This is a genomic window from Hyphomonas sp. GM-8P, from assembly GCF_003263315.1.
Lineage (GTDB): Bacteria > Pseudomonadota > Alphaproteobacteria > Caulobacterales > Hyphomonadaceae > Hyphomonas.
In genome coordinates this window covers 1-26,695 of the sequence record NZ_AWFE01000065.1, presented here as the reverse complement: position 1 = coordinate 26,695, position 26,695 = coordinate 1, and the positions used below count along the sequence as shown (strand labels likewise).

Genomic DNA, 26,695 nt, shown 5'->3' with positions numbered 1-26,695 from the left:
TCCTTGCATGCCGCTTCCCGACCTGGCCGCCAAGAGTGATTGCCTACAGGATGCCAGGAAGGTCCAGCTCATACTCGCGCGCGCAGTCGAGGGCGGACTGGTAACCGGCATCGGCATGACGCATCACGCCGGTCGCCGGGTCGTTCCACAGGACGCGGGCAATCCGCCGGTCGGCGCTTTCCGTGCCGTCGCAACAGACCACCATGCCCGCATGTTGCGAAAAGCCCATGCCCACACCGCCGCCATGATGCAGCGAGACCCAGGTCGCCCCGGATGCGGTATTGAGGAGCGCATTCAGAAGCGGCCAGTCGGATACAGCATCCGATCCATCCCGCATGCCTTCCGTTTCCCGGTTCGGTGACGCGACAGAGCCGGAATCCAGATGGTCGCGGCCGATAACGATGGGGGCGGACAATTCTCCCTTTCGCACCATCTCGTTGAAGGCAAGACCTAGTCTGTGCCTGACCCCAAGCCCGACCCAGCAGATCCGCGCTGGCAGCCCCTGGAACGAAATGCGGCTTCGCGCCATGTCGAGCCAGTTGTGCAGGTGCGGATCATTGACAAGTTCCCGAACTTTCGCGTCGGTCTTGTAGATATCTTCCGGATCCCCCGACAGGGCGCACCAGCGGAAGGGCCCGATGCCACGGCAGAAGAGAGGCCGGATATAGGCAGGTACAAATCCGGGGAAGTCGAATGCAGTGGAAAGCCCCTCTTCCTTTGCGACCTGCCGGATATTGTTGCCATAGTCGAACGTCGGGACACCGGCATCCCAGAAATTCACCATGGCCTCCACATGTGCCTTCATACTCGCACGTGCGGCAAGTTCGACGGCCTTCGGGTCGCTTTCCTGACGTTCACGCCACTCGGCAACACTCCATCCCTGCGGCAGATAGCCATGAACCGGATCATGCGCGCTGGTCTGATCGGTTACCATGTCCGGCCGGACACCGCGGTCGAATATTTCCTGGAATATGTCGGCGGCGTTACCAATCAGGCCGACCGACTTCGCTTCATCGGCCGCTGTCCATTTCGCAATCAGGTCGAGCGCCTCATCGAGCGAATGAGTCTTGTGGTCGACATACCCCGTTCTCAGGCGAAAATCGACACGCGTCTCATCGCATTCCACAGCCAGGCAAGAGGCGCCCGCCATGACCGCGGCCAGGGGTTGGGCGCCCCCCATGCCTCCAAGACCGCCCGTCAGGATCCAGCGTCCCGACAGCTCGCCGTCGTAATGCTGGCGGCCCGCCTCCATGAAGGTTTCGTACGTACCCTGTATGATCCCCTGGGACCCGATATAGATCCACGAGCCAGCCGTCATCTGGCCGTACATGGCCAGCCCCTTTCGGTCCAGTTCGTTGAAATGATCCCAATTGGCCCAGTGGGGCACCAGGTTCGAATTCGCGATCAAGACGCGCGGTGCGTCCTCATGCGTCCGAAAAACGCCGACAGGCTTGCCGGACTGAACAAGGAGCGTTTCATTGCCTTCAAGACGCTGGAGCGTCTCGACAATGCGGTCAAAATCCTTCCATGTCCGGGCAGCCCGCCCAATCCCGCCATAGACGACAAGTTCGTGCGGGTTTTCTGCCACATCGGGATGAAGATTGTTCATCAGCATGCGCATTGGTGCTTCCGTCTGCCAGCTTCTTGCGGTGATCTCCTTTCCCGTGGGCGGAAATACATCGCGTTGATTGTGCCGGTTATTATTCATGGCTTTGTCCCATTTCGGTCGTTGCATCTTCAATGGCTCTGAGTATCCCTCTCAGATGACTGCGCAGGCGTTCCGCCTTGGCAGAGTCATATTCAAATGGCACACACTCGCTTGCGAGATAGTTTGCCTGGGCCAGTTCGATCTGGATCGCATGGACCCCATTGCCGGGGCGGCCATAATAGCGGGTTGTCCACCCCCCTCGGAACCGCCCGTCGCGAACAAATGTGTAATCCCCCCCGTTCCGGCACGCGTTCACGGCGGCTTCCGCAATGCGCTCGTCGCACGAAGTTCCGAGATTGGTACCAAGATTGATGTCCGGAAGCACCCCATCGAACAGGAAAGGGATCCGGGATCGGATCGAGTGACAGTCCACCAGGACGGCGAGACCATGCTTGCGATGCACCCGCTCCAGTTCCCCGGCCAGCGCGGCATGATAGGGATGGTGCCAGGCTGCAAGACGGGCTTCGATATCTGTGCGCCCGGGCGCCTCCGCCCAGATTGCGTTCCCGTCAAAATCCGTCATCGGAACAAGGTCGGTCGTGTTCGCGCCGTCATAGAGCGGGCTTCCGTCCGGATCCCTGTTCGCGTCGATCAGGTATCTGTGAAAGTTTGCCCTGACGACGGTCGCATCCGGCAATAAATCAGCATACAGCCTGTCCGCATGCCAATCGGTATCGGCAAGGGAACGGGCCGGCGGCCGCAGGTTTGCGTAAATATCGGGCGGCAGGTATGTCCCGCTGTGCGGAACGCCAAGGACGATCGCGCCCTCTCTGGACTTGATATCGACGGGTCTCATGCAGCAACCCCGTCGACACTTTCGGGCAGTCCTGCTGCCCGCGACAGGGCTGCGTCCCGCACAAGGGTATTCATTTCTGCAAGATCCGGCGCCAGAAACCGGTCTTCGTCCAGTCTCGGAACCCTCGCCCGGATTGCAGCGAGAACATCCCTCAATGCGGGGCTGGTCCTCAGCGGTTCGCGAAACTCCACGCTTTGCGCCGCGCAAAGAAATTCCACCGACAGGATCATGCTGAGATTCCGGTTCATCCTGCCAAGCCGGCGCGCGCCATGGGCCGCCATGGACACGTGGTCCTCCTGGTTTGCGGAAGTGGGCGTGGAATCGGTCGAACACGGATTTGCGATGTGCTTGTTTTCGCTCATGAGAGCTGCTGACGTGACCTCGGCGATCATCATGCCGGAATTCAGCCCGGGAGCCCGGGTCAGGAATGGCGGCAAGTGGAAGGACAGGGCCGGGTCGACCATGACTGCGATCCGCCGCTGCGCGATGGCGCCGATTTCGGCGATCGCCAATGCGATCATGTCCGCCGCGAACGCGACCGGTTCGGCATGGAAGTTTCCGCCCGAAACGATTTCGTTCCGCTCGACCAGGACAAGCGGATTGTCGGATACGGCGTTGGCTTCGATCTCCAGCGTCCGTCCCGCCATATCGAGAAGGTCCAGCGCGGCGCCAGTCACCTGCGGCTGGCATCGGATGCAATAGGGATCCTGGACTCGTCCATCCCCTTCGCGATGGCTGTCCCGGATTTCCGACCCCTCAATGATGTCACGGATCGCCCGCGCAACGCGCTTTTGTCCGGGATGGCCCCGCAACTCGTGTATTTCCGCAAGGAATGGCGCTGTCGACCCCATGACCGCATCTGTCGAGAGCGCGGAGGAAACAAGGGATTGCAGCAGGTTCCGTTTGGCATCGAACAATCCCGCAAGCGCGCAGGCCGTTGAAAACTGCGTTCCATTGATCAGGCCCAGGCCTTCCTTGGCACCGAATTCCACGGGCGACAGGCCCGCTGCCTCCAGGCCCACCCTGGCCGGCATCCGGCGCCCCTGAAAGAAGACTTCCCCCTCTCCCATCATCGCCGCCGCCATATGCGCCAGCGGCGCCAGATCACCAGATGCCCCGACAGAGCCCTGCTCGGGGATGATGGGCAGGACGCCTTCGCTGACCATTCTCTCGATCAGCACCGCGACCTGCCAGGATACACCAGACGCACCGCGGCCGATCGACAGGAGTTTCAGCACCATCATGAGCCTCACGGTGGCAGGCTCCAGCGGGTCACCAACACCACAGCAATGGGACAGGACAAGGTTGCGCTGCAGCCTGGCCGTGTCGGCCGGTGCAATCTTGATGCTGGCAAGTTTTCCAAAGCCGGTGTTCACACCATAAATCGCCTGCTCGCCTTCAGCTGCCCGCGCGACCACGTCTGCGGCCCGGTCGACATCCTTGCGGGCCCGCTCAGCCAGCCTGACAGGCACGTCCGAGCGCCAGATATTTTCCAGCGCCGCCAGACCCGTGGCGCCAGGTTCCAGGACAATCATGTGACCTCTCCGCAAAAAATGCGCTTGTACAATGGATTGAAACCGATCCGGCAGGACAGTTCCGCAGGATGATCCACATCCCAGACCGCGAGATCTGCAGACTGCCCTGCATGCATGCGCCCGACATCCTCCAGGCCAAGCGCCATCGCGCCATTCCGGGTGACGCCGCGCAGCGCTTCTTCAGGCGTCAGACGAAACAGGACGCAGGCCATGTTCATCGCGCTCAGAATCGAGGTCATCGGTGAGGAACCCGGATTGCAGTCCGTCGCAATCGCCATGGGGACGTCATTTTCGCGGAATGCCGATACGGGCGGCGGCCGCGTTTCCTGGAGGAAGTAAAATGCGCCCGGAAGCAGGACCGCTATGCTCCCATGACGCTGCATCGCCTCGGCATCTTCCGGCGTTGCATATTCCAGATGATCACACGAGAGCGCGGCATATTCCGCGGCAATGCGTGCGCCGCCCAACCAGGACAATTGCTCGGCGTGCAGCTTCACGGGCAAGCCGAGCGTCCGAGCTTTTTCGAACACGGTCCGGATGTCTTGCGGCGAAAAGGCAATGGTCTCGCAGAACCCATCCACCGCATCGGCCAGACCCTCGGCCTTTGCGCCTTCCATTGCCGGAAGGCAGACATCCGAAAGGTAATCGTCCGGGCGCCCCGCATATTCGCGAGGCAGCGTATGGGCTCCGAGGAAAGTTGTACGGACCCGGAGGGGCCGCACCTTTTCCACCTGCCGCGCCACGCGAAGCATCTTCATCTCGGTCTCTATGTCCAGCCCGTAACCGGACTTGATCTCGAGCGTTGTCACCCCTTCCGCAATCAGGGCGTCCACACGCAACAGGGCCGATCTCAGAAGATCCTCCTCGCTTGCAGCCCGGGTCGCCTCCACGGTCGAGACGATGCCGCCTCCGGACCGGGAAATTTCCTCATAGGATGCCCCGTTCAGACGCGCCTCGAATTCGGCGGACCGGTTTCCTGCGTGAACGATATGGGTATGGCAATCCACAAGGCCTGACGTAACAAGGCGCCCTTCCAGATCCAGGCGCTCGTCGTTCCGGGCAGCTTCAGGAATATCCGCGCACGTTCCGACCCAACGCAACCGCCCGTCTTTCATCCAGACGGCCCCATCCGGAACGAGTCCGTACGGCTCATTTCCTTCAAACGTCGCGAGCTTTGCGTGCGTCAGTAACATGATTTCCTGTTGCCTGAGGGTACGGTCTGCTGCATATGTATATACATATTATTAGACTAGGAAAGATGTAATGACGGTCATCTGGGCGAAAAAAGCGCTCCTGTCGGATGGGTGGTCCGATGCGGTCCGCGTGGAAACGAGCCCGGAGGGCACCATCCTGTCCGTACGCTCAGGGCACCCCCCGGAAGGCACCCGGACCGGCCTGCTTCTCTCCTCCCCGGCCAACGTTCATTCGCATGCTTTCCAGCGTACCATGGCCGGACTTACCGAGGGTCGCGGACCTGATGGAAAGGACAATTTCTGGACGTGGCGCAAACTGATGTTCCGGTTCCTGGAACGCCTGGCACCTCGTCACATCGAAGACATCGCAGCATTTGTTCAGATGGAAATGCTCGAAGCTGGTTATGCAGCAAGTGTCGAATTCCACTATCTCCATCACCAACCTGACGGGACGCCATACGAAAACCTCGCGGAAACTTCCGAACGGATCGCGGCAGCGGCCACGACAAGTGGCATCGGCCTTACGCTGCTCCCTGTGCTCTACCAGTACGGAGGATGCGATAAGCGCCCCCTTGATCGAGGCCAGGTCAGATTTGGCAACACTTTCGACCGGTTCGCACGGCTTGTCGAAAAGGCACAGGGCGCCTTGGGAAGTCTTCCGGCGGATTGCAGGCTGGGCGTAGCCCCTCACAGCCTGCGGGCTGTTGCTGACAATGACATAGCACGGGTCGAACAGCTCCTGCCTTCCGGCCCGGTCCACATGCACCTGGCGGAGCAGCAGGAAGAAGTTGACGAAGTCCTGGAACGCTATGGTACCCGTCCGGTCACCTGGTTCCTGGACAATTGCAATGCCGGCCCCAGATGGTGTCTCATTCACTGCACCCGGATGGAGAAAACTGAAACCATCCGTCTGGCGGGCTCAGGGGCCGTCGCAGGCGTCTGCCCCTCTACCGAGGCCAATCTCGGAGATGGGATATTTCAGGCAGACACCTGGCTCGAACATGACGGGCCAATTGCAATCGGTTCGGATTCAAACATTCGCATCTCTCTGGCAGAAGAATTGAGGGCCCTGGAATACTCCCAGCGCCTGAGAGACCATGCCCGCGCCGTGTTGTCGCGGTCCGGCCATTCAACGGGGCGAACAGTCTTCGAAGCTATTTCGAAAGGCGGCGCAACGGCCGCCGGACGCAACAGCGGCCGGATAGAGGAAGGCGCTCTGGCAGACCTTTTCGCGCTTGACATTGACAGCATCTGCCTGGCTGGGCTTGAAGGCGACACGCTTCTGGATAGCTATGTTTTCGCCGGCGATGATGGTCTTGTTACGGATGTCTGGTCCGCCGGACGCCACCTTGTCAGAGAAGGTCGCCACGTCGGCCGGGACATGATCTTGGAGAAATATCGCAGGACGATGAGTGAACTCAGGGACGCGTTATGACAGACCCGCCGTTCAATAGCTGGCAGTCAGTCCAGGAGGAAGTGTTGGCCCGAATTCATTCGCGGCAATGGAAACCCGGCGACCTCATCCCGAACGAGGCGGATCTTGCCCAGGAGTTTGGTTGCGCCCGGGCAACAGTGAACCGCGCCCTGCAGAATCTGGCGGATGAAGGCCTGCTGGACCGGCGCCGCAAGGCCGGCACCCGTGTTGCGACACACCCGGTCCGCAAGGCGACCATGTACATTCCCGTCATACGCCAGGAAATAGCAGATAAGGGACATGAATACGGCTATGAACTGATCTGCTCTGAAAGAGTCCTTCCACCTACGGAAGTCAGCAATATCATGGAATTCGGCAGGCGCGCCCGCGCTCAACATATCGTCTGCATACATACAGCTGACGGCCGCCCCTATGTGATCGAAGATCGCTGGCTGAACCCGAAATGGGTTTCGGCGAAGGAAATATCGATCTTCAACGAAATCAGCCCGAACGAGTGGCTCGTTACACATGTTCCGTTTACGGAAGGTGAAATCATGTTTTCCGCCATGTCAGCCGGCAAGACAGAAGCGGGATTGCTTTCCTGCAAGGAAGGCGAAGCATTGTTTGTCATTGACCGCACGACCCGCAACAAGCAGGAGGCGATTACCTCCGTCCGGCTGATCTTTGCTCCGGGCTATCAGATCGAAACTGTCCTGTAGGTTGGTATTCGGGGGACAATTCTGCCGCCCCGTCCTTCATTTCACCGGCCTTTCACAGGAGTTCAAACACTTTATTGGAGAATGCATCAGTGCTCGTCAGCCATGCCCATGCCGTGATTCAGGCACAGACATGGCCGGAAACCAAGCGGTAAGCGCTCATCCTCGAAGTGGATGCGCGTGTGTAGTTTCCAACATGGAATGGTGCGCGTCCGGTTTCGGCGAGAACCAGCGGTGAAGTGCTGGCAAAACAAGCAATGTCAGCACGGTCGAAGAGACAAGCCCTCCCATGACAACCGTGGCAAGTGGACGTTGAACCTCGGCGCCAACGCCAGTCGCGAAAAGCAAGGGCGCAAGGCCGAGCGCCGTGGTCAGGGCCGTCATGAGGACAGGCCGGGCTCTCAGTCCAGCTGCCTCGATGGCCAGTTCATCCAGATTCCGGCCAGCCCTGGCAAAATCGTCCATGAAACTGACAAGCACCATACCGTTGCCAAGCGCGATCCCGAACAAGGCAATGAATCCGACTGTCGCTGGCACTGACACAGGCAAGCCGCTGACCCAGAGCGCCATCGTGCCGCCTGTCAGGGCGAGCGGGATGTTGAGCAAGATCAGAATGGCAGATTTCATTCGGCCGAAGGTCAGCAACAGGATAAGGAACACGATAGCGAGCGTGATCGGGATCACGACCGCAAAGCGCTGATTGGCCTCCTGCTGCAGTTCAAACTGACCGCCCCACTCAACCCGGTAGCCCGCAGGTAGATCGAGTTCCGCCCCGACATCCTCCTGTGCTTCGCTGACATAGCTGCCGATATCCCGGCCCCGGACATTCAGCTGGACAGTGATGAACCGCTCGCCATTCTCGCGCGTGATCTGCCGTGGCCCGACAATCTCGCGAATGTCGGCGACACTCTCCAGCGGAATGCGTGCACCGCTCTCCGATTCCAGAATGATCCGCCCGATCGCCGCCGGTGTGTTGCGGTCCTCCTCTGCAAAGCGAACGACCACCGGGAACTGGCGTACACCTTCGAAGACCGCACCTGCCTCCGCGCCGCCAACGCCTGACTGAAGGGCATCCAGCGCCTCTTCGATGCTGAGACCATACCGGCCGAGCGCTGTCCGGTTGAGTGACACGACAAGCTGCGGCGCGCCGGTGATCTGGTCGGCCTGGACGTCACTTGCACCCGGAACATCCTGAAGGATGGACTGCAGTTCTTGTGAACTTTCCAGCAGGACAATGGTGTCCGGCCCGAAGATCTTGACCGCGAGCTGCGCCTTGGTGCCGGTCAGCAATTCGTCCACAGACATCGCAATCGGCTGGCCGACATTGGCCCGGATACCCGGGAAGGAACCGAGGCTGTCAGAGATTGCAGCCCGAAGGTCATCTGGGCTCATACCGTCCCGCCAGTCCTCTCTGGGCTTCAGGGCCACAAAGGCCTCGATACTGTTGACAGGGTCGGCATGGGCACCGACTTCTCCGCGCCCGATACGGCTGACAATCGAGTCGATTTCCGGAAAGGAACGCAGCAGCCGACTTTCGATGCGGGTTGAAATGGCCTTGGCTTCCGTCAGTGAAATTGACGGCGCCATTGTGACCCGCAGCAGGACATCGCCTTCCTCAAGCGCCGGCGTGAACTCCGACCCAAGCCGCGTCGCTGCAAGACCGCCAGCCAGAAGTAACAGTCCTGCAAGGCAGATTGCAGCCATCCGTCGGCGAACAAAAAAGGCTGCGAGTGGCTTCATGAACCGCGTCAACCGGCCTTTCTCAGCGGTCTCTGTCTTGCCCGATGGACGCATCAGGCCAAGCGCCATGGCAGGCGCAATCAGCGCCGCATAGATCAGCGAACCGGTCATGGCGAGCGCAGCTGACGCTGCCAGGGGCCGGAACGTCTTGCCTTCGGTTCCCTGCAGCGAAAAGAGCGGCAGGAACACGATGATGACAACAGCCACCGCCGCGATCAAGGGCGCGATCACTTCCGTACTGGCCCGCGCGACCGTCGTGCGCGCATCCTCGCCCTCTGATCGTTCCCTGAATCCCCGATCGACATTCTCAGCGATCACGATTGCCCCATCGACCATCATGCCAATCGCGATGACAACTCCGCCGAGCGTCATGAGGTTCGCGCCGATGCCAAGTGCGTTCATCGCGATGAAGGCAAACCCGACCGAGAACGGGACCGACAAAACCACAACTAGGCTCGGCCGCCATCCACCGAGAAACGCAAACACGATGATTGCGACAAGCAAGGCCCCCTGCCAGAGCGCGGTCGTAACCGTTGCCACCGCTTTCTGGACAAGCGTGCCCTGATCATAATAGGGGATCGCCTTCACACCATCGGGAAGCGAGGCGTTGATTTCTTCAAAACGCGACTTCGCGTTCTCGATGACGTCTGACGTATTCGACCCATAGAGCTTTAGCACAAGACCGGCGACCGCCTCGCCTTCTCCATTGGCTGTTGCAAGACCTTGCCGGACGCCGCCGCCAATTTCTACTTCACCAAGGTCGCGGACGCGGATGGTGCGTCCATCAATGGTTCTGACCGGCGTGTCGCGAAGATCGTCTAGTGTTCTCGCCAGGCCAACACCGCGGACGGTGTATTGTTCAGCGCCGACTTCGATGAATTGAGCCCCCGCCGTCCGGTTAGCCGCTTCAAGGGCGTCGATCACGTCTGCAACACCCAGATGGTAGGAGGTCAGCTGGTCCGGATCGAGGCGCACCTGGTATTGTTTCTCAAATCCGCCGAGCGAGAGCACTTCGGTCACCCCCTCCACAGACTGAAGGGGGTACTTGATCATCCAGTCCGCAATCTCTCGCAGTTCGACGAGCGATCGTTCGCCCGTCTCATCGACAAGGCGGTAATACATGATGATTCCGAGACCGGTTGAGATGGGCCCCATTATCGGAGTCCCGAACCCTTGCGGGATGGCGTCTGCCGCTTCGCCGAGACGCTCGCCGACGACCTGCCGGGCGAAATAGACATCGGTGCCGTCTTCAAAATAGATGTTGACGACGGAAAGCCCGAAGTTCGAAGTCGAACGGATTTCCTCAACCTTGGGAAGTCCGGACATGGCCGTTTCAATCGGATAGGTGACATACCGCTCCACTTCTTCGGGGGAAAGACCTTCGGTCTCGGTGAATACCTGAACCAGTGACGGCGAGGGATCGGGGAACGCATCGACCGGAAGGCTCCGGAACGCGAACAGTCCGCCGATTGCAAGGGCAATAACCGCAATGACCGCAAGCAGCTGGCCACCGGCAAGGCGGTGCATGAGATTGAACATTTCTACCGTCTCCTAGTGCGCGTGGCCGTCGCCAAAGGCGTCTTTTTCGAGCTGGGCCTTGAGGGTGAAGGCCCCGTCTGTCACGAGTGCATCGCCGGCTTCGAGGCCGGAAAGAACCTGCGTGAATCCATTCGCGCTTCCGCCTGCCATCACTTCTGTGGGCTTGAAGCCGTCGTCTGTTGGCACAAAGACAGATTGCCTGCCCTCGACCTCGACAATCGCGCCAGACGGAACCCGGACGGATGTCTCAGACCCGCCTGTTTCGATATGTGCGGTAAGAAACTGGCCGGGCTTCAGGCGATGATCAGCATTGTCGACGATAACCCGGGCCGTCGCCGTCCGTGATGTCTCGTCAATGATCGGCAGCACAGTCGCAATGGTCCCTTCGGCCAGACTTTCGCCGGTTTCCCGCCGGAGCGAAACTGCCAGACCCGCATCAACCTTACCAAGGTCATCCTTGTACACAGCAATGTCGGCCCAGACGACGCTATCGTCGATGACAACAAACATCGGCTCGCCTCCAGCCGAAACGGTTTCGCCCAGCGAAACCGTGCGGCGGATGATTTTTCCGGCGATCGGCGACGTCACATAGGCTTGCGACAGCGCACCGTCCTTCGCACCGTCAAGACGGTCCAGAACTTCATGTCCGATACCGACAGCATGCAACCTGTTCTCAGCAGCCTCCCGTTGGGCATTGGCCGCTGCGAAAGCGGCCCTGGCTGACTGCACATCAGCCTTCGCGGTAATTTTCTGCTGGAAAAGACGCTCTGCCTGCTGAACAGACGCAACGCATCTCCCATACCCTGCGAAGGGATGGCGAACTGACTGACCTGTTCTTCGGATTGCGGATCCGCAAATGCTGTATACGGAGCCAGAACTGGCGCGAATGAAAGTGCCGCTGCGCTGAGTAGCGCGCGTTTGAAAGATTCCTTGATTTGCATGATCCCCTCTGGAATTGACCGTGAGTCCGGCCGCGACCGTGAAGTCCGCGCGGCTCAACAGGATCAACAAGTCAGTTGTCGGATCGGGTGGAAATTATCCGGAGATGCCCCGTAAACGAAGCCTGCCGACTTACATGGGCATCCCGATCCGGGTTGTGATGAGCCAGCTCTTGACCCTCCAGCAATGGGAAGGTTTAGAAGGAATGCGTCAGACCAGGAAAGGAGCCAGGCCATGAATATTGGCGAAGCCTCGAAAGCCACCGGCATTTCCGTCAAGATGCTGCGCTACTATGAAGAGATCGGCCTCGTCCAGCCCGCGCAACGGACAGAATCGGGCTACCGCATCTATTCAGACAAGAATATTGCAACGCTCCGCTTCGTGCGGCGCGCCCGCGATCTCGGTTTCCAGGTCAAACAGATCGGCGCGCTGCTCGATCTCTGGGAAAACGGCAGCCGGGCAAGCGCGGACGTGAAATCGCTGGCGCTTGCCCATGTCAGCGAACTCGAACAGCGCCGGCGTGAACTTGATGAGATGATCGCCACACTGAACCATCTGGCGCGGAACTGCCATGGGGATGACCGCCCGGACTGTCCGATCCTGACCAGCCTCGGCGCGGACAGCGATGCTCCGGCGCCCCGCACCCCGCGCAAAAAGCGGTCCCGGAAGGGATTTGCCTCAGCGAGGTAGGCCCGGCGGGCGCTCCCGGCAGCCGGGCACCGCGCTCACCCCGGCCAGAGTCCCATCTCCCGCAGCTTCGCTTCGATGCGAGGCTTCTGATCCTCGAACGTCCCATAGGCAAACCAGTCGCCGATCTCGGTGATGGGGGCAATGCGGACGCCGAAACGCCGGCGCGCGTCTTCCATGACCGCCTCATCAGTCAGGTCCCGTTCGGTATAGGCGATGCCCTCCCGCTTCAGCCATGACTTCAGGCTGCGGCAATCCGGGCAGGTTGGCGTCGAATAGATGGTGACCGCCGCTTTCATTTAAGCACTCCCTGGTCAGATGAAGAAAAGGGCCGGGAGGCCCGGCGTAGCCGGACCTGCGGCAGGGATCAGGTCGCCGGACCGGCGCGCTCGGTCATTGGGGCCGCGAAGCGGCGCAGCCTCAGTGCATTGCCGAGCACGAAGACAGAGGAAAGCGCCATCGCGCCGGCCGCAAAGACTGGAGAGAGCAGAACCCCCGACACCGGCCAGAGCACACCGGCGGCAACCGGGATGAGGGCCGCATTGTAGGCAAAGGCCCAGAAGAGATTCTGGCGGATGTTCCGCATGGTGGCCCGGCTGAGCGCAATCGCGTTCGGCACCGCTTTCAGGTTGCCAGACATGAGGACCACATCCGCCGCCTCGATCGCCACGTCCGTGCCGGTGCCGATCGCCAGGCCGACATCCGCCTCCGCCAGCGCCGGCGCATCATTGATACCATCTCCGACAAAGGCGACCGGACCGATCTCCTTCAGGCGCCGGACCGCAGCCACCTTGCCGTCCGGCAACACTTCCGCAATCACCTCATCGATCCCCAGAGGCCGGGCAATCGCCTCGGCTGTGCGCCGGTTGTCTCCCGTGATCATCGCCACCTTCAGCCCCAGGCGATGCAGGGCGGCGATGGCCTCCGGCGTCGTCTCCTTGACCGGATCCGCCACGGCGATGATGGCAGCAAGCCTGCCACCGACGGCCGCATAGATCGGGGATTTTCCTTCACCGGCGAGACGTTCGGCCGTGCCGCTCAGGGCTTCCAGGTCATGGCCAAGCTGCGCCATGAACCGATCGGCCCCGATCTGAACAAGATCGCCGCCCGCCACCGCGCTCACGCCAAAGCCGGTGACGCTTCCGAAATCGCGAACCTCGGGCAGGACCAGGCCTTCAGCCTCAGCCGCCGCAACGATCGCGCGGGCGACCGGGTGTTCGGACTTCGCCTCGACAGCGGCGACCCGGGCAAGGACTTCGTCCCGTTCGTAACCGGGAACGGTCACCAGGTCGGTCAGGCGCGGCCGTCCTTCCGTCAGGGTGCCGGTCTTGTCCAGCGCAACGACGCGGGCATCCTGCAGGGCCTGGAGCGCATCGCCCTTGCGGAACAGGACGCCGAGTTCTGCGCCCCGTCCCGTTCCCACCATGATCGAGGTTGGCGTCGCGAGCCCCATCGCGCAGGGACAGGCGATGATCAGGACCGCCACGGCGTTGACCAGGCCGAATGTCAGGGCCGGGTCCGGCCCGAACAGGAACCACACTCCGAACGTCAGAGCGGCCAGTATCATCACGACCGGTACGAACCACATGGTGATCCGGTCCACGAGCCCCTGGATTGGCAGTTTCGATCCCTGCGCCTCCTCGACCATCCGGATGATCTGCGAGAGCATCGTATCGCTGCCGACCGCAGTGGCGCGGAAGGCAAAGGCGCCCGTCTGGTTGATCGTGCCGCCTGTGACGGCCACACCGATTGCTTTCGCGACCGGCAGCGGTTCGCCGGTGATCATGCTCTCATCGATCCAGCTTTCACCCTCGATGACCTCGCCATCCACCGGAATGCGCTCGCCCGGCCGGACCTCGACAATGTCGCCTTCAATGACATTCGCAACGTCGATCTCGGCAAGGGCGGCGCCGCGCCGCACACGGGCTGTCTTCGGCCGCAGGCCAATGAGACGCTGAATCGCCTCCGAGGTCCTGCCCTTGGCCCGGGCTTCGAGCACGCGTCCGAGAATGATCAGGGTAATGATGACAGCCGCCGCCTCGTAATAGACGTTGACAGCGCCCTCCGGCAACAGGGCCGGGGCGAATGTCGCGACCAGGGAATAAGTATAGGCTGCAAGCGTGCCCACCGCGACAAGACTGTTCATATCAGGTGCCCCACGCAGGAGCGCGGGTATGCCCTTCCGGTAGAACCTTGCCCCGGGGATGACCAGAACAAGCGTTGTCAGCACGAACTGGAGAAGCCAGCTCGCAGTCATGCCGATGGTCGATGCGATCAGCTCATGAAATCCCGGAATGAGATGGCTTCCCATTTCGAGCCCGAAAACCGGCAATGTAAGGCCGGCCGCCAGCAGCAGGTCGCGGACCAGGACGCGGCGTTCCTGTTCCTTGCGCAGATCGGCCCCGGCCGATGCATGACGGCCCGGATCTACCGCATGGGCCTGATAACCTGCCTCGCTGACAGCCGTGACCAGGTCCGCAATGTCGGCGCGGCCCGTGATCGTCGCGCGTTCGGTGGCGAGATTGACAGACGCACCGGTTACGCCAGGGACCGCTTTCAGAGCACGCTCCACGCGTCCCACGCAGGAGGCGCAGCTCATCCCCTCAATCGGAAGCGAGAGGGCAAAAGGAATGGGTCCGGGGTGCGCAGTCATGGCAGGATTCCTTCGAATTCAGTCTGATGCGCCAGGATATGGGATCTCCCATCATGGGAGGGTCAAGCGCTGCTGTTCCGAAAATTCAGTAAGGCTTTCTTCCCTTTTAGAAACCTGCCGGCAAAGACCGGTAATTTCCGGTCGTTCAGATGGGCGCGCGGAAGATTTAATCTCTGGCACACTTGACCCTCCAACGCTGGGAGAGACCATCTCTCTGACTGCCACACATGAAAAGGAGGGCAGAATGCAATTGCACATCGAAAACATGACCTGCTCCGGCTGCGTCCGGACCGTGACCCGGGCGATCCACTCAGTTGACCCCGGTGCAACGGTCCATGCAGACCCCGAGCACCACACGGTCGAGGTCGGGACATCTGCGCCGCGAGCAGGCATTGAGGCAGCGCTTGCAGCAGCAGGTTATCCTGCTAACAGAGAGGGGTGACAAATATGCGCTTTCTCTCACGAGTGAATAAAGGCATTCGCTGGCGTATCTCGAATGCGCGAGAACGGCTACGCCGGTTTGCATTTCCGAAACGGATACGGGATGCTTGGGGGCAAATACGCGCCGAAAACATTTCGTACACAACGGACCCGCAATTGTATCAACTGCTAGCTCAAGTGAGAAAAACATCGAATACCAATGCGCTGATAATAGAAGCAGGCTGCGCCCGCGGAGGGTCGGCGATCCTCATGTGCGCAGCCAAAGCAACAGAACGCCCGATGCATGTCTATGACATGTTCGATATGATTCCGCCGCCCTCAGAAAAGGACGGAGCCGATATGAAAGCCCGTTACCAAGAAATTGCCTCTGGTAGCGCAACAGGCATTGGTGGCAGCCAATACTATCTGTACGAAGACGATCTAAAAGCGGTCGTAGAATCAAATTTTGTTCGTTATGGGTATCCTACAACTTCTAATTCGGTCACCCTAATAAAGGGCGATATCTCAGAGACTCTCGTTGTATCCGAGCCTATCGCCCTCGCTCACATTGACGTTGATTGGTACAAACCAGTCAGCACCGCCCTCGAACGGATTGTACCTCACCTGATTCTTGGCGGCGCGGTTGTCCTGCATGCCTATTTCGACTGGTCAGGATGCCGCAAAGCGACCGACGAATATTTTGATCGTATTGGCCGGGACGGGTTTGAGTTTGACAGTTCTGCGGGTCATTTAATGGTGACGCGTAGTGCATCGTACAGTCCGCGTGCCCGCATAGTCGCCGTCGATACGGATTAACAGGAAGGCTGATACCATCAGGCTGACAATTCCGGGGACGAACCAAAATATACTGCGGCCAAGACGGAAATACGCCCAGAACGCAAAGCAACCGCCGATCTCGGCGATAGCCGCACCGATGTATACCGCGACCGTAGAGATCACGATGCCAGCGTCTCCAGCACGGGGCACTCCGGCACCTCTCCGCCCGAGCACTGTGCTGCCGTGGCGGCAAGCACCTTCTCGATTTGCTTGAGATCTGCGATCTTGGTCCGCACCTCCGCAAGATGCTGCTCCGTCATGGTTTTGACTTCCGCGCAGGTCTGGGTGCCCCGATCAACGAGACGCAGCAATTCGCGCAGCTCGTCGAGGGAAAAGCCGAGTTCCCGGCCACGCAGGATGAAGCGCAAGCGGGCGACGTGCCGCTCGTCATAGACGCGATAGCGGGACGCGGTGCGCGGCGGCTCCGGCATGATGCCGATCTTTTCGTAGTAACGGATGGTTTCCAGATTGCAGCCCGTCCGCCGCGCCAGGTCCGCGCGCTTCAATCCCTTCCCGGAAACGTGATCGCCCATAACGTCATAAATCCTTTGAGTCTGTAGTTACTACAGACCTTATCACAAGGTGAGAACGAAATCGAGGATGATGGCGTATGAGCCCAACCGAAGCAGAAACCCAGCCAATGCAGGCCGTGGACGGCGCGGACGACCGGAAGCGGAAACTCTTTGCGGCAGGCGGCGTGATCGGCGCCATTCTGGCCTCGACCTGCTGCGTGGTGCCGCTGCTGTTCGTCACGCTCGGGATTTCAGGGGCGTGGATCGGCAACCTGACCGCCCTTGAGCCCTACAAGCCGTATTTCACAGGCATTGCGCTCATCTTCATCGGCCTCGGCTTCCGGCAGGTCTACTTCAAGGCCAAGCCCGCCTGCGTGGAGGGCAGCTACTGCGCCAAGCCGCAGTCGGCCGTCATCGCCAAAACTGCGCTTTGGCTTTCCACTGTCATCGTCCTGCTCGCGCTGACCATCAGCTGGTGGGCGCCGCTTTTCTATTGAACCCGAACACAGGAGCAACCGTTATGAAACGACCCCTTATCCTCGCCGCTGCCCTGCTGGCACTCAGTGGACTCGGCTGGGCAATCGCACCCGCTGTGACCCCGGCCGTCGCGCAGTCCGCTTCTCAACAGGTGGCATCCGCCCAGACCCGGACCTTCGTCATCCAGAACATGACCTGCGCCTTGTGCCCCGTCACGGTGAAGAAAGCGATGGAAGGCGTTGCGGGCGTCACATCGGTGGCGGTGAATTTCGACGCCAAGACGGCGACGGTTATCTTCGATCCGGCGGTGACGAATGCGGACGCCGTTGCCGCGGCCTCCACCAATGCGGGTTATCCGGCCTCGGTTAAAGGCTGAGCCAGACGAAGGACGGCACGATCCTGAAGACCGGCACCGTTCGCTGCCGTATGCTGCGCGCCGCCCGTGCTGGTCATTGCCCTCGGTACGCCCGGCCTGTCGGCCTGGGTCGATGGGCTGGACTACGTGCTGCTGCGCGGGCTCGCCGTCTTCCTCGGCCTGACAGACTACGCCTTGTGGCGGCGGAACCGCGCGGCGGCCTGTTGCGGTATGAGCATTCAGACAAACAAGGAAAGAGACTGACATGGCGGACTGCTGCGCCCCGACCAAATCATCGAAAACGACCTTCGACGTCGCCGTTATTGGCGCTGGCTCGGCGGGCTTCTCCGCCGCCATCACGGCCGCCGAACAAGGCGCAAACGTGGCGCTGATCGGCCATGGGACCATTGGCGGCACTTGCGTCAATGTCGGCTGCGTGCCGTCCAAGACCATGATCCGGGCCGCCGAGGCACTACATGGTGCTCGCGCAGCTGATCGCTTCCCGGGTCTGACGGGCGAAGCGCAAGTGAACGACTGGCGGCGCCTGAGCGCCGCCAAGGATGACCTTGTCTCGACGCTCAGGCAGAAGAAATACGCGAATCTCCTGCCCGAATACGACACCGTCGCCTATCTGGAAGGTGAGGCCCGACTAAACGGGGCGGGTGTCATCGTGAATGGCACCGCCATCGCCGCCGGCAAGACCATCATCGCCACGGGCGGGCGGCCCGCCGTGACGCCGATTCCCGGAATCGATAGCGTGCACTACCTGACGAGCACAACGCTTCTGGAACTGGAAGACCTGCCCGAAAGTCTGATCGTCATCGGTGGCGGTTATATAGGGGCCGAGCTCGCGCAGATGATGGCCCGCATGGGTGTCAGGGTGACGGTGGTCTGCCGCTCCCGGTTATTGCCGCAGATCGAGCCGGAAGTTTCAGCAGCCCTGGCGGAAGTGTTCCGCAACGAGGGCATCACCCTCCATTGCGGCATCGCCTATGATGCCTGCCGTGAAGATGAGACGGGTGTAACCGTCTGCGTCAGGGAAGAGGGCAGACTGATCGAGCTGAAGGCCGAGCGGCTGCTGGTCGCGACAGGGCGCACGCCCAATACCGAAGCGCTGGGCCTCGCCGACGCCGGCATCGAACAGGACAGTCGCGGCGCCATCGTCATCGATGACCGGATGCGCACGTCGATGTCCGGCGTCTACGCCGCCGGTGACGTGACCGACCGCGACCAATTCGTCTACATGGCGGCCTATGGGGCCAAACTCGCCGCCCTCAATGCGCTCAATGGCGACAGTCTCGCCTACGACAATAGCGCCATGCCGTGGGTCGTGTTCACCGACCCGCAGGTGGCGGGCGTGGGCCTGACCGAAGCGGCGGCGAAGGCTGCCGGTCATACGGTCAAGACCTCCGTCCTGCTGCTTGATGCCGTACCACGAGCGCTGGCTGCCCGCGACACGCGGGGGCTGATCAAGCTGGTGGCCGACGCCAGCACCGACCGCCTACTCGGCGGCCAGATACTCGCACCGGAGGGCGCGGACAGCATCCAGACACTGGCCATGGCGCTCAAATTCGGCATGACCACCAAGGCACTCGGCGAAACCATTTTTCCCTACCTGACAACGGTCGAAGGGCTGAAGCTAGCGGCACAAACCTTCGACAAGGATGTTGCAAAGCTCTCGTGTTGTGCAGGTTGATCACACCTGACCACCCCTCCCGAACAGATGGAAAATTGCCCGCCGCCCCTTTGGGCACGGAACCAGTCCAAAATGCAGCGGCGTGGCAACTTGCCGCTTGTTATGAGAATGACTTGCAGTTACACGCATGATTGATAATCATTCTCAACAAGGACAGAACCTTGAAGACTTCAACCCGCCTGTTTCTCGCTGCCGGACTGACCGCCGGTATGGCCGCCCCCTGCACCCTCGCCCAGACACCTCCCCCCGGCGAGGAAGAACGCGTCCTCGACACGGTCATCGTCAAGGATTCCTCCCAGGTCGAGCTGACACGTGAATATGCGGGCGGCCAGGTGGCGCGGGGCGGACGGGCGGGCCTGCTCGGTAATCTCGACTTCCTGGATGCACCGTTCTCTGGCACGGCCTATACATCGGACCTGATCCTCACCCAGCAATCCGACAGCGTCGGCGATGTCCTGCAGAACGACCCGGTGGTTCGTGTGGCCAAGGGATTCGGAAACTTCCAGGAAGTCTATGTCCTGCGCGGATTTCCCGTCTATTCCGACGACATAACGCTGAACGGCGTCTATGGCATCCTGCCCCGCCAGTTTGTCGCGGCCGAGCTGCTTGAGCGGGTCGAAGTCTTCCGGGGCGCAAACGCCTTCATCAACGGCGCCGCGCCGGGCGGAAGCGGTGTCGGCGGAACCATCAACCTGGTCCCCAAGCGCGCGCCGGCTGATGGCGTACGCCGGGCAACCCTCGGCTATGAAACTTCCGGCCAGGCCTATGGCGTACTGGATATCGGGGACCGGTTCGGTCCGGCACAGGAATGGGGTGTCCGCTTCAATGCCGTGCTCCGCGATGGCGAGACGGCTGTCGAGGACCAGGACCGCGCCTTGTCGGTGTTTTCGCTCGGAACGGACTATGCCGGCGAACGGTTCCGTTTCTCCGCAGACATCGGCTACCAGGACAACCGGATCGATGCGCCCCGTCCGCAGGTGACCCCGCTCGCGGGCGTGCCTGCAGCGCCTGACAGTGACGCGAATTTCGCCCAGCCCTGGACCTATACCGACGAGAAACAGCTCTTCGGCGTGGTGCGCGGCGAATTTGATTTCAATGAGGCTGTCACCGTCTGGCTGGGCGCCGGTGCCCGCAATGGCGAAGAAGCAAACGTGCTCGCCAACCCGAGCGCGGCCGGAGACGGAAGCCTGACCGCCTACCGCTTCGACAATACGCGCGAGGATGATGTCATCTCCTTCGATACCGGCATCAGTGCTGAATTCCGCACCGGCCCGGTCGGCCACCGTGTCGTCGCATCGGCCTCTTCTGTCAGCCTGGAATCGAAGAATGCCTACGCCTTTTCCAGCTTCTTCTCTCCTTTTGCGACTGATCTTTATAATCCAATCGACGTGGCCGCCCCGGCGGCGGATTTCTTTATCGGCGGCAATCTCGCCAGTCCGCTGAAAACCGAAGAAGTCACCAACACTTCTTTTGCTATTGCCGACACATTGTCCTTCATCGACGGCCGACTTCTCGCGACGGTCGGCCTGCGCCAGCAGGAGATCGACACGGCGAGCTTTGACTATAATACCGGCGCGAAACTCTCCGGATATGAAGACGACAAGATCACCCCGGCCTTCGGTCTCGTCTACAAGGCGACGGGCGAGGTCTCCCTCTACGCCAATTATGCCGAAAGCCTTCAGCCGGGCCAGATCGCTCCGGCGACCAGCGGCGGCGTGACCATCCTCAATGCCGGCGAGGTGCTCGAACCCTTCACCGGTGAACAGGTCGAAGCCGGTGTCAAATATGATGGCGGCGATTTTGGCGCTACGGCCGCAATATTTCACCTGACCCGCCCCAATGCGATTGTTGCGGCCCAAGTGTTTTCTGCATCCGGCAAGCAGGAAAATACGGGCCTGGAGCTCACCCTCTTCGGAGAACCTGTGGAAGGTCTGCGCCTGATCGGTGGCGCAACCTTCCTTGATTCTGAGCTCGCAAAGACGCAAGGCGCCCTCGACCAGGGCAACACCCCGATCGGCGTGCCCGAGATCCAGGCCAATCTCAACGCGGAATGGGATGTCGCAGCAATCGACGGACTGACCCTCGACGGACGGATTGTCTATACAGGCGAGCAATATGTGAACACGGCCAATACGACCGAGCTCGACAGCTGGACGCGTCTCGATATCGGCGCCCGCTACACGCTCGATATTTCCGACCGCCCCGTCACCCTGCGGGCGCGGGTCGAAAACCTCACCGATGAATCCTACTGGGCTTCGACAGGGGGCTTCCCGGGGGCGAACTATCTGATCCTTGGCAATCCCCGGACGTTCAGCGTCTCGGCTTCGATCGACTTCTAGGAACCCGGCGCAAGATGATGCAGGCAGGAACAATCAGGGCGTGGAGCTGGGTCCATAAATGGACAAGCCTCATCTCGACCCTGTTCCTGCTCATGCTCTGCCTGACCGGGCTGCCGCTCATCTTCCATGACGAGATCGACAGCGCGCTCAATCCGGAGAGCTGGCAGCCGGCACACCCCGGTGGGGCGCACCTGACGCTTGACGAAATCCTCGACATCTCGCTCGAACACCGCCCGGGCGAAGTGCCAATCTTCATGAGTTTCGACATTGACCGGCCGGTCGTGAACGTCACCACAGGCCCCGCCGCAGACGCGCCGGGGCCTGACATGCATTTTGCCTCCTTCGATTTGACGAGCGGTGATCTCGTGCCGCCCGCAGACCGTGGCGAGAGCGTCATGGAATTCATTCTCCAGCTGCATACGGACATGTTCCTCGGATTGCCGGGCATGCTGTTCCTTGGCGCAATGGGATGCCTTTTCGTTGCCGCGATCATCTCGGGCGTCGTCCTTTATGCGCCCTTCATGCGCAAGCTCGATTTCGGCACGGTCCGCCGGCGCCAGTCCCCGCGCCTCAAATGGCTCGACTACCACAATCTCCTCGGCATCGTGACGCTCGCCTGGGTCCTGGTCGTGGGCATTACGGGTGTCATCAACACACTCGAAACACCCATTATAGATACGTGGCGCACGAATGAACTGGCTGACCTTGTTGCCGGCAATGAAGCGGCTTTTCTTGCAGGACCGCGTGCCTCACTTGATGATGCCGTCCGGGAAGCGGTCAGACTGGCACCGGATATGGAACTTCAGTTTGTGGCCTTTCCCGGCAGCGGCTTTTCGACAGGCGCGCACTATGCCGTGTTCCTTCATGGTGACACGCCCCTGACGGAGAACATCATCACGCCTGTTCTGATCCATGCCGGCACGAGCGAGGTCACCGGGCTCCGGCAGATGCCCTGGTATACAAAGGCCCTCTCCCTTTCCCGGCCATTGCATTTCGGGGATTATGGCGGCCTGCTCCTGAAGCTCGTCTGGCTGGTCCTCGACCTCGTCACGATCATCGTTCTGGCAAGCGGGCTCTATCTCTGGCTCACCAAGCGGGAATCGCCGCGCCGCAGGACGACCATGTCTCATGCATCCGGCGCAGGCTCCGCATGACCGGGCGGGGTTCAAACAGGGAGCGGCAGCGCGGCCTTGCCGCCATGTTCGCCGTGCCGGCCGCGCTCTTTGTGGTTAGCCTCACGGGCCTGGTTGCAGCGCTCCTGCTGGATGGCGGACTGGATACCCTGTTCGGACTGGCAGCCGGCTCCGGCATTCTGGCGCTCGCATGGGCCATGTTCGGGAAACGCAACTGAGCGAGAGTTCCGCGGCGCTGAATAGCGCGCGTTTGAACGCATTGGTGATTTGCATGATCCCCTCTGGTGTTGCGCCCGGGCCTCGCCGCGGCTTCAACGCCGTGGTGCTCCAAAAGGGCAACAAGTCAGTTGCCGGACCGGCCGGAATTTGTTTTCACGCATCAGACAACGCAGGAAGACACCCGCTCGGCTACACGGCGATCTCAATGCCAATACCCGCTTCAACGCTGGTCCGGATCGGTGTGTGGAGATCAACTTCCACATCTGGCGCACTCAGCGTAACGACCAGCGCATAGCGTCCCGTCCTGCTGCAATTCTTCGCGGAATCTCTCCACCAGCCCATGACCGGCTTTACACAGACGACATTCCGCGCGGCAAGCTGGACGGCCGGACCGACCCATTCGTCGCAATGCAGGGACCCGGAAGACATGCTGTTGGATCCGAACGTCCAGCCGGAATTGTCACCCCCATCGGGTCCGCCGGCTAATGGATCGTCCCGCTCCAGGGCATTCACACGCTCCACGAAATTCTGTTCGGTCTCCGCACGGCGCTTCAGATCGAACCTCAGGCCGAAAGACTGGTATCGCTGTGGGTCGATCGCGGCGAACCGGCCCGGATTTGGCTCGATGAAGTATGACAACGTGAGCTTGAGCCGCACATCCTGCTCGCCCAGTCCTTCAAGGACATCTGTCGGCCAGGGCAGCTTGTAATAGTGGCAATCGCCGAACTTCTTGTGCTTCTTCCCGTTTTCATCCCTGACCATTCGAAATGGTTGAATTTCATTCTCTGCAATCAGCGCCAGGTGGTTGTTGGCGGACGCAGAGGCGCGCGCAAAATCCGGGACCCCGTGTCCAAACCGCCTCAGGAGAGGATACCGGGCCGTTTTCCCATTGGCCGCCTGCAACTGTGCTTTCATGTGCGGGGTCCATTCGGCACTATGGACAATGAGTGCGCGAATTGTTTCGGGCCAGAGACCGGAATGGGCAGCGCCTATCTGCGCCGCAAGCCGCGCGGCCTGGGCAGCCGCAGCGCTCGTCGCGGCAAATGGCACCAGTGGGTGCGTTGCCACGTCATCTCCGGTAGAAAGGGGGGCAAGCGAATCGAGGCTCAGGACTTCGGTCCCCAATGGGCTCGACGCCCTGTTTCCGGCCTCCATCACGATGTCGGGCTTGATCGGTGCCCGCCCCTGAGGCCAGGTCACCGAAGTCCGCGTGAACGGGCTGATATCTCCGGCTGCCTTGAGCGGCGTCCAGTCCTCATACCCCACGTCACCGATAGCTGTCTTGTTCGTGTAACCCCCGACCGTCAGGGCGTTCCATGCCTGGGCCGGATCCTCGACAGGCAGCTCATCGGCATCCAGAATATTGGCAGGCTCGATTTCAGGCGGTGCATTCCCCGCAGAGATCACAAACAACCGGCGAGGTGCATCGTTCTCGTCGCCAGCCATCTTTCCGATGGCCGCCTGGTCGATGGCGGCGCTCCAGGTCGTGGCCCGCGCCCCCGATACATTCTCATTGGTGACGGCCAGGCAGAAGAAGCGGTCGCGCTCGGAATTATTGATCTCGCTGATGGCGACGCCGGACTGCGTAATGGAACCATATGATTCCGGCTGGTTTGCGGGAAAGCCATTCGGGGGAAGGATCTTGACCGACTCCAGGCGGTGCGACAGGTCAATCTCGCCCGCATCTTCGAGCCTGGGTGTGAGGTCTCCGAACAGCGCCAGTCCGGCCATGCCGGTCCCGTGCCCGTGATGATCATCGCCGCCCCAATCCGGATTGATCATCAGGAGGTCGCCGGCCGAGAGAGACGGCTCAATGAGCATATGGGCCCGGTTGACACCCGTATCCAGCAGGCAGACGGCGGGCGCGTCGCCCGCCGGCCAGCGTACGCGCTCCGCCAGGTCTTCAGTCCATGCCAATTGTTCTTCCGCGTCCTGGTCCAGGAAAAAAGCGGGCGTCGTGCTAGCCCGCCTGAGTTCCGAAACGCCCGCTGTCGCGAACAGGAGGAGTTCAATCGTCGCGCGCGTGGTTTTGACCGGGATGACGACGGCTTCCGGAAAGCTCAGCCAGTAATGCGCCTCGGCAATCAGGCAACCGAGCCTGCCAGCTGCGTCTGCGACCCGGTTGTCCATGCCGGGGAAGCACCAGGTCTCCCACCAGATTGTGTCCTGGGCTCCCTGCGGCATGGCCTCCGCATTGTCCGTCCAGAAGGTCTCTAAGCGCGCCCGGCGAATGGCCTCGATCGGTTCAATCTTTTTATGGTTGGGCGCCGCGCCATTGTTGTTAAGATTGCCTTCGCGGTAATCGCGAACGATTTCCTCGAGGACCGGCCGTGCCTCATCGGGAACATAGAGGGCGATCCGGAGGTCGCCATTTTCCTGCGGTTTTGCCGCCCCTGGCAGGACGCCGTCCCGCTTCCGCTGCAGCACTTTTTCGGGATTGCTGCCTCTCCTGAGATCGACCTCGATATAGACGCCCTCAGCCGCACCGACACGGTCGTCTTCCGGGCGGTTTTCATCGGCGTCCCTGAAGGCTGCCTCGAATTGCGCCGCAATCATGGCACCGTGTTCGGCACGGATCCGGGGCGCGCCGCCCGCTCCGATATTCTGTCTTGGGGCCTGGTACTGGGTTCTGTTTACACGCGCGCTGATGTCGATATGCGGCTTGTCGAATTCAGGCATTGCGGATCAACCCTATTTCGCCGCCTGCGAAAAGACTTCCCGCATTTCCCTTCGGCCATCCAGGTAGCGAAGCACATCATCCGTCTTCAGCGTGTCCCGCTCGTCCAGGATGGCGCATTTCACAGCGTCTTCTGCGGCTCTCACGATTTCAGACTGGCTAAGGCCATGGGCCGCCTTGATGATTTTCTGCCAGCCGAGCCTCGGGAATTTCAGTGGGCGCAAATTCTTCGAGATCAGGTCCCTGATCTGGTCGTCGGAAGGCGGGTCAAATTGCAGGACGAGGTCAAACCGGCGCAACAAGGCTCGGTCCAGGATTTCCGAATGGTTGGTCGCACCGAGGAGCACGCTGTCCGTGGCATTCGGTTCCTCCATCAGCTGCAGGAATGAATTCAGTACACGGCGCATTTCGGCAACATCATTGGTTGCCGCCCGCTGACCGCCGATCGCGTCGAACTCGTCGAACAGGTAGACGCCGCGGCGCTTCAGGGTCTCATCGAAAACCAGGCGGAGCTTGGCGGCCGTCTCGCCCATGAACCTCGTGATCAGGGATTCCAGGCGGATCACGAACAAGGGCAGATGAAGCTCGCCCGCGAGCGCTTCAGCTGACATCGTCTTTCCGGATCCCGGAGGACCAATAAACAGCACGCAGCGATTTGGCGTTTTTCCGTGTTCCCGCAGCCAGTCCCGCTTCCTTTGCTGGCGGATGAGGTCTTCGAGTTTCTCCCGCACGCCGTCGTGAAGCACGACGTCCTTGAGTTTCAGCTTCGGTTCGCGAAGATCGATCAGGGCTTCAAGTTCGCCGCGCGGCTGTGAGAACTGTATCGGGACGGCAGCCCCGCGTGATTTCGTGCTTCGTGCCTGGTCGACGGCACTGCGGAGCTCTTCGGCAGTGGATCGATGTCCGCGGCGCGCTTCTGCAGCGGCGACTTGCAGGGCGATGGAGTAGAATTGCTCATCATCCCCAGCCGCCTTGCTCTTCAGCATCGCCAGAATTTGTTTCGTGTTGGACATCCCGGTTCCGTATCGCTCGCCTCTCGGGCAACGTTTAGTTGATTGCCCTAAGAATTGGTATACCCGCCCTTCTTTGCCTTGTTTTTGTTTCTGAATA

At 60.8% G+C, this 26,695-nt stretch carries 24 protein-coding genes; 12 read left to right on the top strand and 12 right to left on the bottom strand.

Going from position 1 to position 26,695, the window contains the following annotated elements; genetic code table 11:
• Positions 1-43: 43 nt before the first annotated feature.
• From hutU to hutI, 4 genes are read right to left on the bottom strand one after another with little or no spacing between them, the layout of a single operon-like run.
• The gene (hutU, locus tag HY26_RS08370; RefSeq protein ID WP_112073374.1) at positions 44-1,708 is read right to left on the bottom strand and encodes a urocanate hydratase; all 1,665 of its coding nucleotides are present in this window, start codon (positions 1,706-1,708) and stop codon (positions 44-46) included.
• Complete coding sequence (gene hutG / locus HY26_RS08365) at positions 1,701-2,504, bottom strand: N-formylglutamate deformylase (protein ID WP_112073373.1); 804 nt, start codon at positions 2,502-2,504, stop codon at positions 1,701-1,703. Before hutG ends, hutU begins: the two co-directional genes overlap by 8 nt.
• Positions 2,501-4,039, bottom strand: coding sequence for a histidine ammonia-lyase (hutH, locus tag HY26_RS08360; protein WP_112073372.1), 1,539 nt, complete (start codon positions 4,037-4,039; stop codon positions 2,501-2,503). Before hutH ends, hutG begins: the two co-directional genes overlap by 4 nt.
• Positions 4,036-5,232 (bottom strand): imidazolonepropionase, encoded by a 1,197-nt coding sequence (gene hutI, locus HY26_RS08355; RefSeq protein WP_112073371.1) that lies wholly within the window; start codon positions 5,230-5,232, stop codon positions 4,036-4,038. The genes hutH and hutI overlap by 4 nt, the downstream gene beginning before the upstream one ends.
• 70 nt (positions 5,233-5,302) lie before the next feature.
• On the opposite strand from hutI, the gene HY26_RS08350 reads away from it, so the two are divergent.
• Complete coding sequence (locus tag HY26_RS08350; protein WP_112073370.1) at positions 5,303-6,667, top strand: formimidoylglutamate deiminase; 1,365 nt, start codon at positions 5,303-5,305, stop codon at positions 6,665-6,667.
• Positions 6,664-7,365 (top strand): GntR family transcriptional regulator, encoded by a 702-nt coding sequence (locus tag HY26_RS08345; protein WP_112073369.1) that lies wholly within the window; start codon positions 6,664-6,666, stop codon positions 7,363-7,365. Before HY26_RS08350 ends, HY26_RS08345 begins: the two co-directional genes overlap by 4 nt.
• Positions 7,366-7,521: 156 nt before the next feature.
• Here HY26_RS08345 and HY26_RS08340 read toward each other — a convergent pair whose 3' ends face one another.
• Positions 7,522-10,641 (bottom strand): efflux RND transporter permease subunit, encoded by a 3,120-nt coding sequence (locus HY26_RS08340; protein ID WP_112073368.1) that lies wholly within the window; start codon positions 10,639-10,641, stop codon positions 7,522-7,524.
• 12 nt (positions 10,642-10,653) lie between these two features.
• Positions 10,654-11,640, bottom strand: a complete 987-nt coding sequence (locus tag HY26_RS08335; protein WP_255567031.1) for an efflux RND transporter periplasmic adaptor subunit — start codon at positions 11,638-11,640, stop codon at positions 10,654-10,656.
• Positions 11,641-11,814: 174 nt separating this feature from the next.
• Here HY26_RS08335 and cueR point away from each other — a divergent pair, with 174 nt between their 5' ends.
• On the top strand, positions 11,815-12,270 hold the full coding sequence (gene cueR, locus HY26_RS08330; RefSeq protein WP_034767368.1) for a Cu(I)-responsive transcriptional regulator: 456 nt from the start codon (positions 11,815-11,817) through the stop codon (positions 12,268-12,270).
• 35 nt (positions 12,271-12,305) lie between these two features.
• Here cueR and HY26_RS08325 read toward each other — a convergent pair whose 3' ends face one another.
• Together HY26_RS08325 and HY26_RS08320 are read right to left on the bottom strand one after the other, a co-directional pair.
• Positions 12,306-12,566, bottom strand: a complete 261-nt coding sequence (locus tag HY26_RS08325; protein ID WP_034767370.1) for a glutaredoxin — start codon at positions 12,564-12,566, stop codon at positions 12,306-12,308.
• Between the two features lie 68 nt (positions 12,567-12,634).
• Positions 12,635-14,920 (bottom strand): heavy metal translocating P-type ATPase, encoded by a 2,286-nt coding sequence (locus tag HY26_RS08320; protein ID WP_112073366.1) that lies wholly within the window; start codon positions 14,918-14,920, stop codon positions 12,635-12,637.
• Here HY26_RS08320 and HY26_RS19405 point away from each other — a divergent pair.
• Together HY26_RS19405 and HY26_RS08310 are read left to right on the top strand one after the other, a co-directional pair.
• Positions 14,898-15,362: a heavy-metal-associated domain-containing protein gene (locus HY26_RS19405; RefSeq protein ID WP_370453440.1), complete on the top strand. Its 465-nt coding sequence runs from the start codon at positions 14,898-14,900 to the stop codon at positions 15,360-15,362. The two genes, HY26_RS08320 and HY26_RS19405, sit on opposite strands and share 23 nt — an antisense overlap.
• A 5-nt stretch (positions 15,363-15,367) precedes the next feature.
• Entirely contained in the window at positions 15,368-16,156 is a 789-nt protein-coding gene (locus tag HY26_RS08310) for a TylF/MycF/NovP-related O-methyltransferase (protein ID WP_112073364.1), read from the top strand.
• Here HY26_RS08310 and HY26_RS19400 read toward each other — a convergent pair.
• Together HY26_RS19400 and HY26_RS08300 are read right to left on the bottom strand one after the other, a co-directional pair.
• Complete coding sequence (locus tag HY26_RS19400) at positions 16,091-16,300, bottom strand: hypothetical protein (RefSeq protein ID WP_370453439.1); 210 nt, start codon at positions 16,298-16,300, stop codon at positions 16,091-16,093. The two genes, HY26_RS08310 and HY26_RS19400, sit on opposite strands and share 66 nt — an antisense overlap.
• Positions 16,297-16,710 (bottom strand): helix-turn-helix domain-containing protein, encoded by a 414-nt coding sequence (locus tag HY26_RS08300; protein ID WP_035578277.1) that lies wholly within the window; start codon positions 16,708-16,710, stop codon positions 16,297-16,299. The genes HY26_RS19400 and HY26_RS08300 overlap by 4 nt, the downstream gene beginning before the upstream one ends.
• A gap of 107 nt (positions 16,711-16,817) precedes the next feature.
• Here HY26_RS08300 and HY26_RS08295 point away from each other — a divergent pair, with 107 nt between their 5' ends.
• From HY26_RS08295 to HY26_RS08265, 7 genes are all read left to right on the top strand, one after another.
• Complete coding sequence (locus HY26_RS08295; protein WP_035578848.1) at positions 16,818-17,186, top strand: mercuric transporter MerT family protein; 369 nt, start codon at positions 16,818-16,820, stop codon at positions 17,184-17,186.
• A gap of 23 nt (positions 17,187-17,209) precedes the next feature.
• Positions 17,210-17,542: a heavy-metal-associated domain-containing protein gene (locus HY26_RS08290; RefSeq protein ID WP_035578274.1), complete on the top strand. Its 333-nt coding sequence runs from the start codon at positions 17,210-17,212 to the stop codon at positions 17,540-17,542.
• A 66-nt stretch (positions 17,543-17,608) separates the two neighbouring features.
• Positions 17,609-17,785 carry a mercury resistance system transport protein MerF gene (locus HY26_RS08285; RefSeq protein WP_112062212.1) on the top strand — a complete coding sequence of 59 codons (177 nt, stop codon included), beginning with the start codon at positions 17,609-17,611 and terminating at the stop codon, positions 17,783-17,785.
• Between the two features lies 1 nt (position 17,786).
• Positions 17,787-19,217: a mercury(II) reductase gene (gene merA, locus HY26_RS08280; protein WP_035578271.1), complete on the top strand. Its 1,431-nt coding sequence runs from the start codon at positions 17,787-17,789 to the stop codon at positions 19,215-19,217.
• A 209-nt stretch (positions 19,218-19,426) separates the two neighbouring features.
• Positions 19,427-21,556 carry a TonB-dependent receptor gene (locus HY26_RS08275; RefSeq protein WP_112073393.1) on the top strand — a complete coding sequence of 710 codons (2,130 nt, stop codon included), beginning with the start codon at positions 19,427-19,429 and terminating at the stop codon, positions 21,554-21,556.
• Positions 21,557-21,573: 17 nt separating this feature from the next.
• Entirely contained in the window at positions 21,574-22,710 is a 1,137-nt protein-coding gene (locus tag HY26_RS08270; protein WP_112073394.1) for a PepSY domain-containing protein, read from the top strand.
• Positions 22,707-22,907 carry a hypothetical protein gene (locus HY26_RS08265; RefSeq protein WP_112062215.1) on the top strand — a complete coding sequence of 67 codons (201 nt, stop codon included), beginning with the start codon at positions 22,707-22,709 and terminating at the stop codon, positions 22,905-22,907. Before HY26_RS08270 ends, HY26_RS08265 begins: the two co-directional genes overlap by 4 nt.
• A gap of 190 nt (positions 22,908-23,097) precedes the next feature.
• Here the strand turns inward: HY26_RS08265 and HY26_RS08260 are convergent, their stop codons facing one another.
• Together HY26_RS08260 and HY26_RS08255 are read right to left on the bottom strand one after the other, a co-directional pair.
• Positions 23,098-25,587 (bottom strand): S8 family peptidase, encoded by a 2,490-nt coding sequence (locus tag HY26_RS08260; RefSeq protein ID WP_112073363.1) that lies wholly within the window; start codon positions 25,585-25,587, stop codon positions 23,098-23,100.
• 12 nt (positions 25,588-25,599) lie between these two features.
• Positions 25,600-26,598 carry an AAA family ATPase gene (locus HY26_RS08255; protein WP_112073362.1) on the bottom strand — a complete coding sequence of 333 codons (999 nt, stop codon included), beginning with the start codon at positions 26,596-26,598 and terminating at the stop codon, positions 25,600-25,602.
• Between the last annotated feature and the right edge of the window lie 97 nt (positions 26,599-26,695).

What these genes read in the sequence shown, in the direction of transcription:
- HY26_RS08260 (WP_112073363.1), bottom strand. Translation starts at nt 25,587, where the DNA reads ATGCCTGAATTCGACAAGCCGCATATCGACATCAGCGCGCGTGTAAAC.
- hutG (WP_112073373.1), bottom strand. Translation starts at nt 2,504, where the DNA reads ATGAGACCCGTCGATATCAAGTCCAGAGAGGGCGCGATCGTCCTTGGC.
- HY26_RS08350 (WP_112073370.1), top strand. Translation starts at nt 5,303, where the DNA reads ATGACGGTCATCTGGGCGAAAAAAGCGCTCCTGTCGGATGGGTGGTCC.
- HY26_RS08295 (WP_035578848.1), top strand. Translation starts at nt 16,818, where the DNA reads ATGCAGGCCGTGGACGGCGCGGACGACCGGAAGCGGAAACTCTTTGCG.
- HY26_RS19405 (WP_370453440.1), top strand. Translation starts at nt 14,898, where the DNA reads ATGGGTCCGGGGTGCGCAGTCATGGCAGGATTCCTTCGAATTCAGTCT.
- HY26_RS08325 (WP_034767370.1), bottom strand. Translation starts at nt 12,566, where the DNA reads ATGAAAGCGGCGGTCACCATCTATTCGACGCCAACCTGCCCGGATTGC.
- HY26_RS08300 (WP_035578277.1), bottom strand. Translation starts at nt 16,710, where the DNA reads ATGGGCGATCACGTTTCCGGGAAGGGATTGAAGCGCGCGGACCTGGCG.
- HY26_RS08270 (WP_112073394.1), top strand. Translation starts at nt 21,574, where the DNA reads ATGCAGGCAGGAACAATCAGGGCGTGGAGCTGGGTCCATAAATGGACA.
- HY26_RS08290 (WP_035578274.1), top strand. Translation starts at nt 17,210, where the DNA reads ATGAAACGACCCCTTATCCTCGCCGCTGCCCTGCTGGCACTCAGTGGA.
- hutI (WP_112073371.1), bottom strand. Translation starts at nt 5,232, where the DNA reads ATGTTACTGACGCACGCAAAGCTCGCGACGTTTGAAGGAAATGAGCCG.
- HY26_RS08265 (WP_112062215.1), top strand. Translation starts at nt 22,707, where the DNA reads ATGACCGGGCGGGGTTCAAACAGGGAGCGGCAGCGCGGCCTTGCCGCC.
- merA (WP_035578271.1), top strand. Translation starts at nt 17,787, where the DNA reads ATGGCGGACTGCTGCGCCCCGACCAAATCATCGAAAACGACCTTCGAC.
- HY26_RS08255 (WP_112073362.1), bottom strand. Translation starts at nt 26,598, where the DNA reads ATGTCCAACACGAAACAAATTCTGGCGATGCTGAAGAGCAAGGCGGCT.
- HY26_RS08275 (WP_112073393.1), top strand. Translation starts at nt 19,427, where the DNA reads ATGGCCGCCCCCTGCACCCTCGCCCAGACACCTCCCCCCGGCGAGGAA.
- HY26_RS08310 (WP_112073364.1), top strand. Translation starts at nt 15,368, where the DNA reads ATGCGCTTTCTCTCACGAGTGAATAAAGGCATTCGCTGGCGTATCTCG.
- hutH (WP_112073372.1), bottom strand. Translation starts at nt 4,039, where the DNA reads ATGATTGTCCTGGAACCTGGCGCCACGGGTCTGGCGGCGCTGGAAAAT.
- HY26_RS08340 (WP_112073368.1), bottom strand. Translation starts at nt 10,641, where the DNA reads ATGTTCAATCTCATGCACCGCCTTGCCGGTGGCCAGCTGCTTGCGGTC.
- hutU (WP_112073374.1), bottom strand. Translation starts at nt 1,708, where the DNA reads ATGAATAATAACCGGCACAATCAACGCGATGTATTTCCGCCCACGGGA.
- cueR (WP_034767368.1), top strand. Translation starts at nt 11,815, where the DNA reads ATGAATATTGGCGAAGCCTCGAAAGCCACCGGCATTTCCGTCAAGATG.
- HY26_RS08345 (WP_112073369.1), top strand. Translation starts at nt 6,664, where the DNA reads ATGACAGACCCGCCGTTCAATAGCTGGCAGTCAGTCCAGGAGGAAGTG.
- HY26_RS08320 (WP_112073366.1), bottom strand. Translation starts at nt 14,920, where the DNA reads ATGACTGCGCACCCCGGACCCATTCCTTTTGCCCTCTCGCTTCCGATT.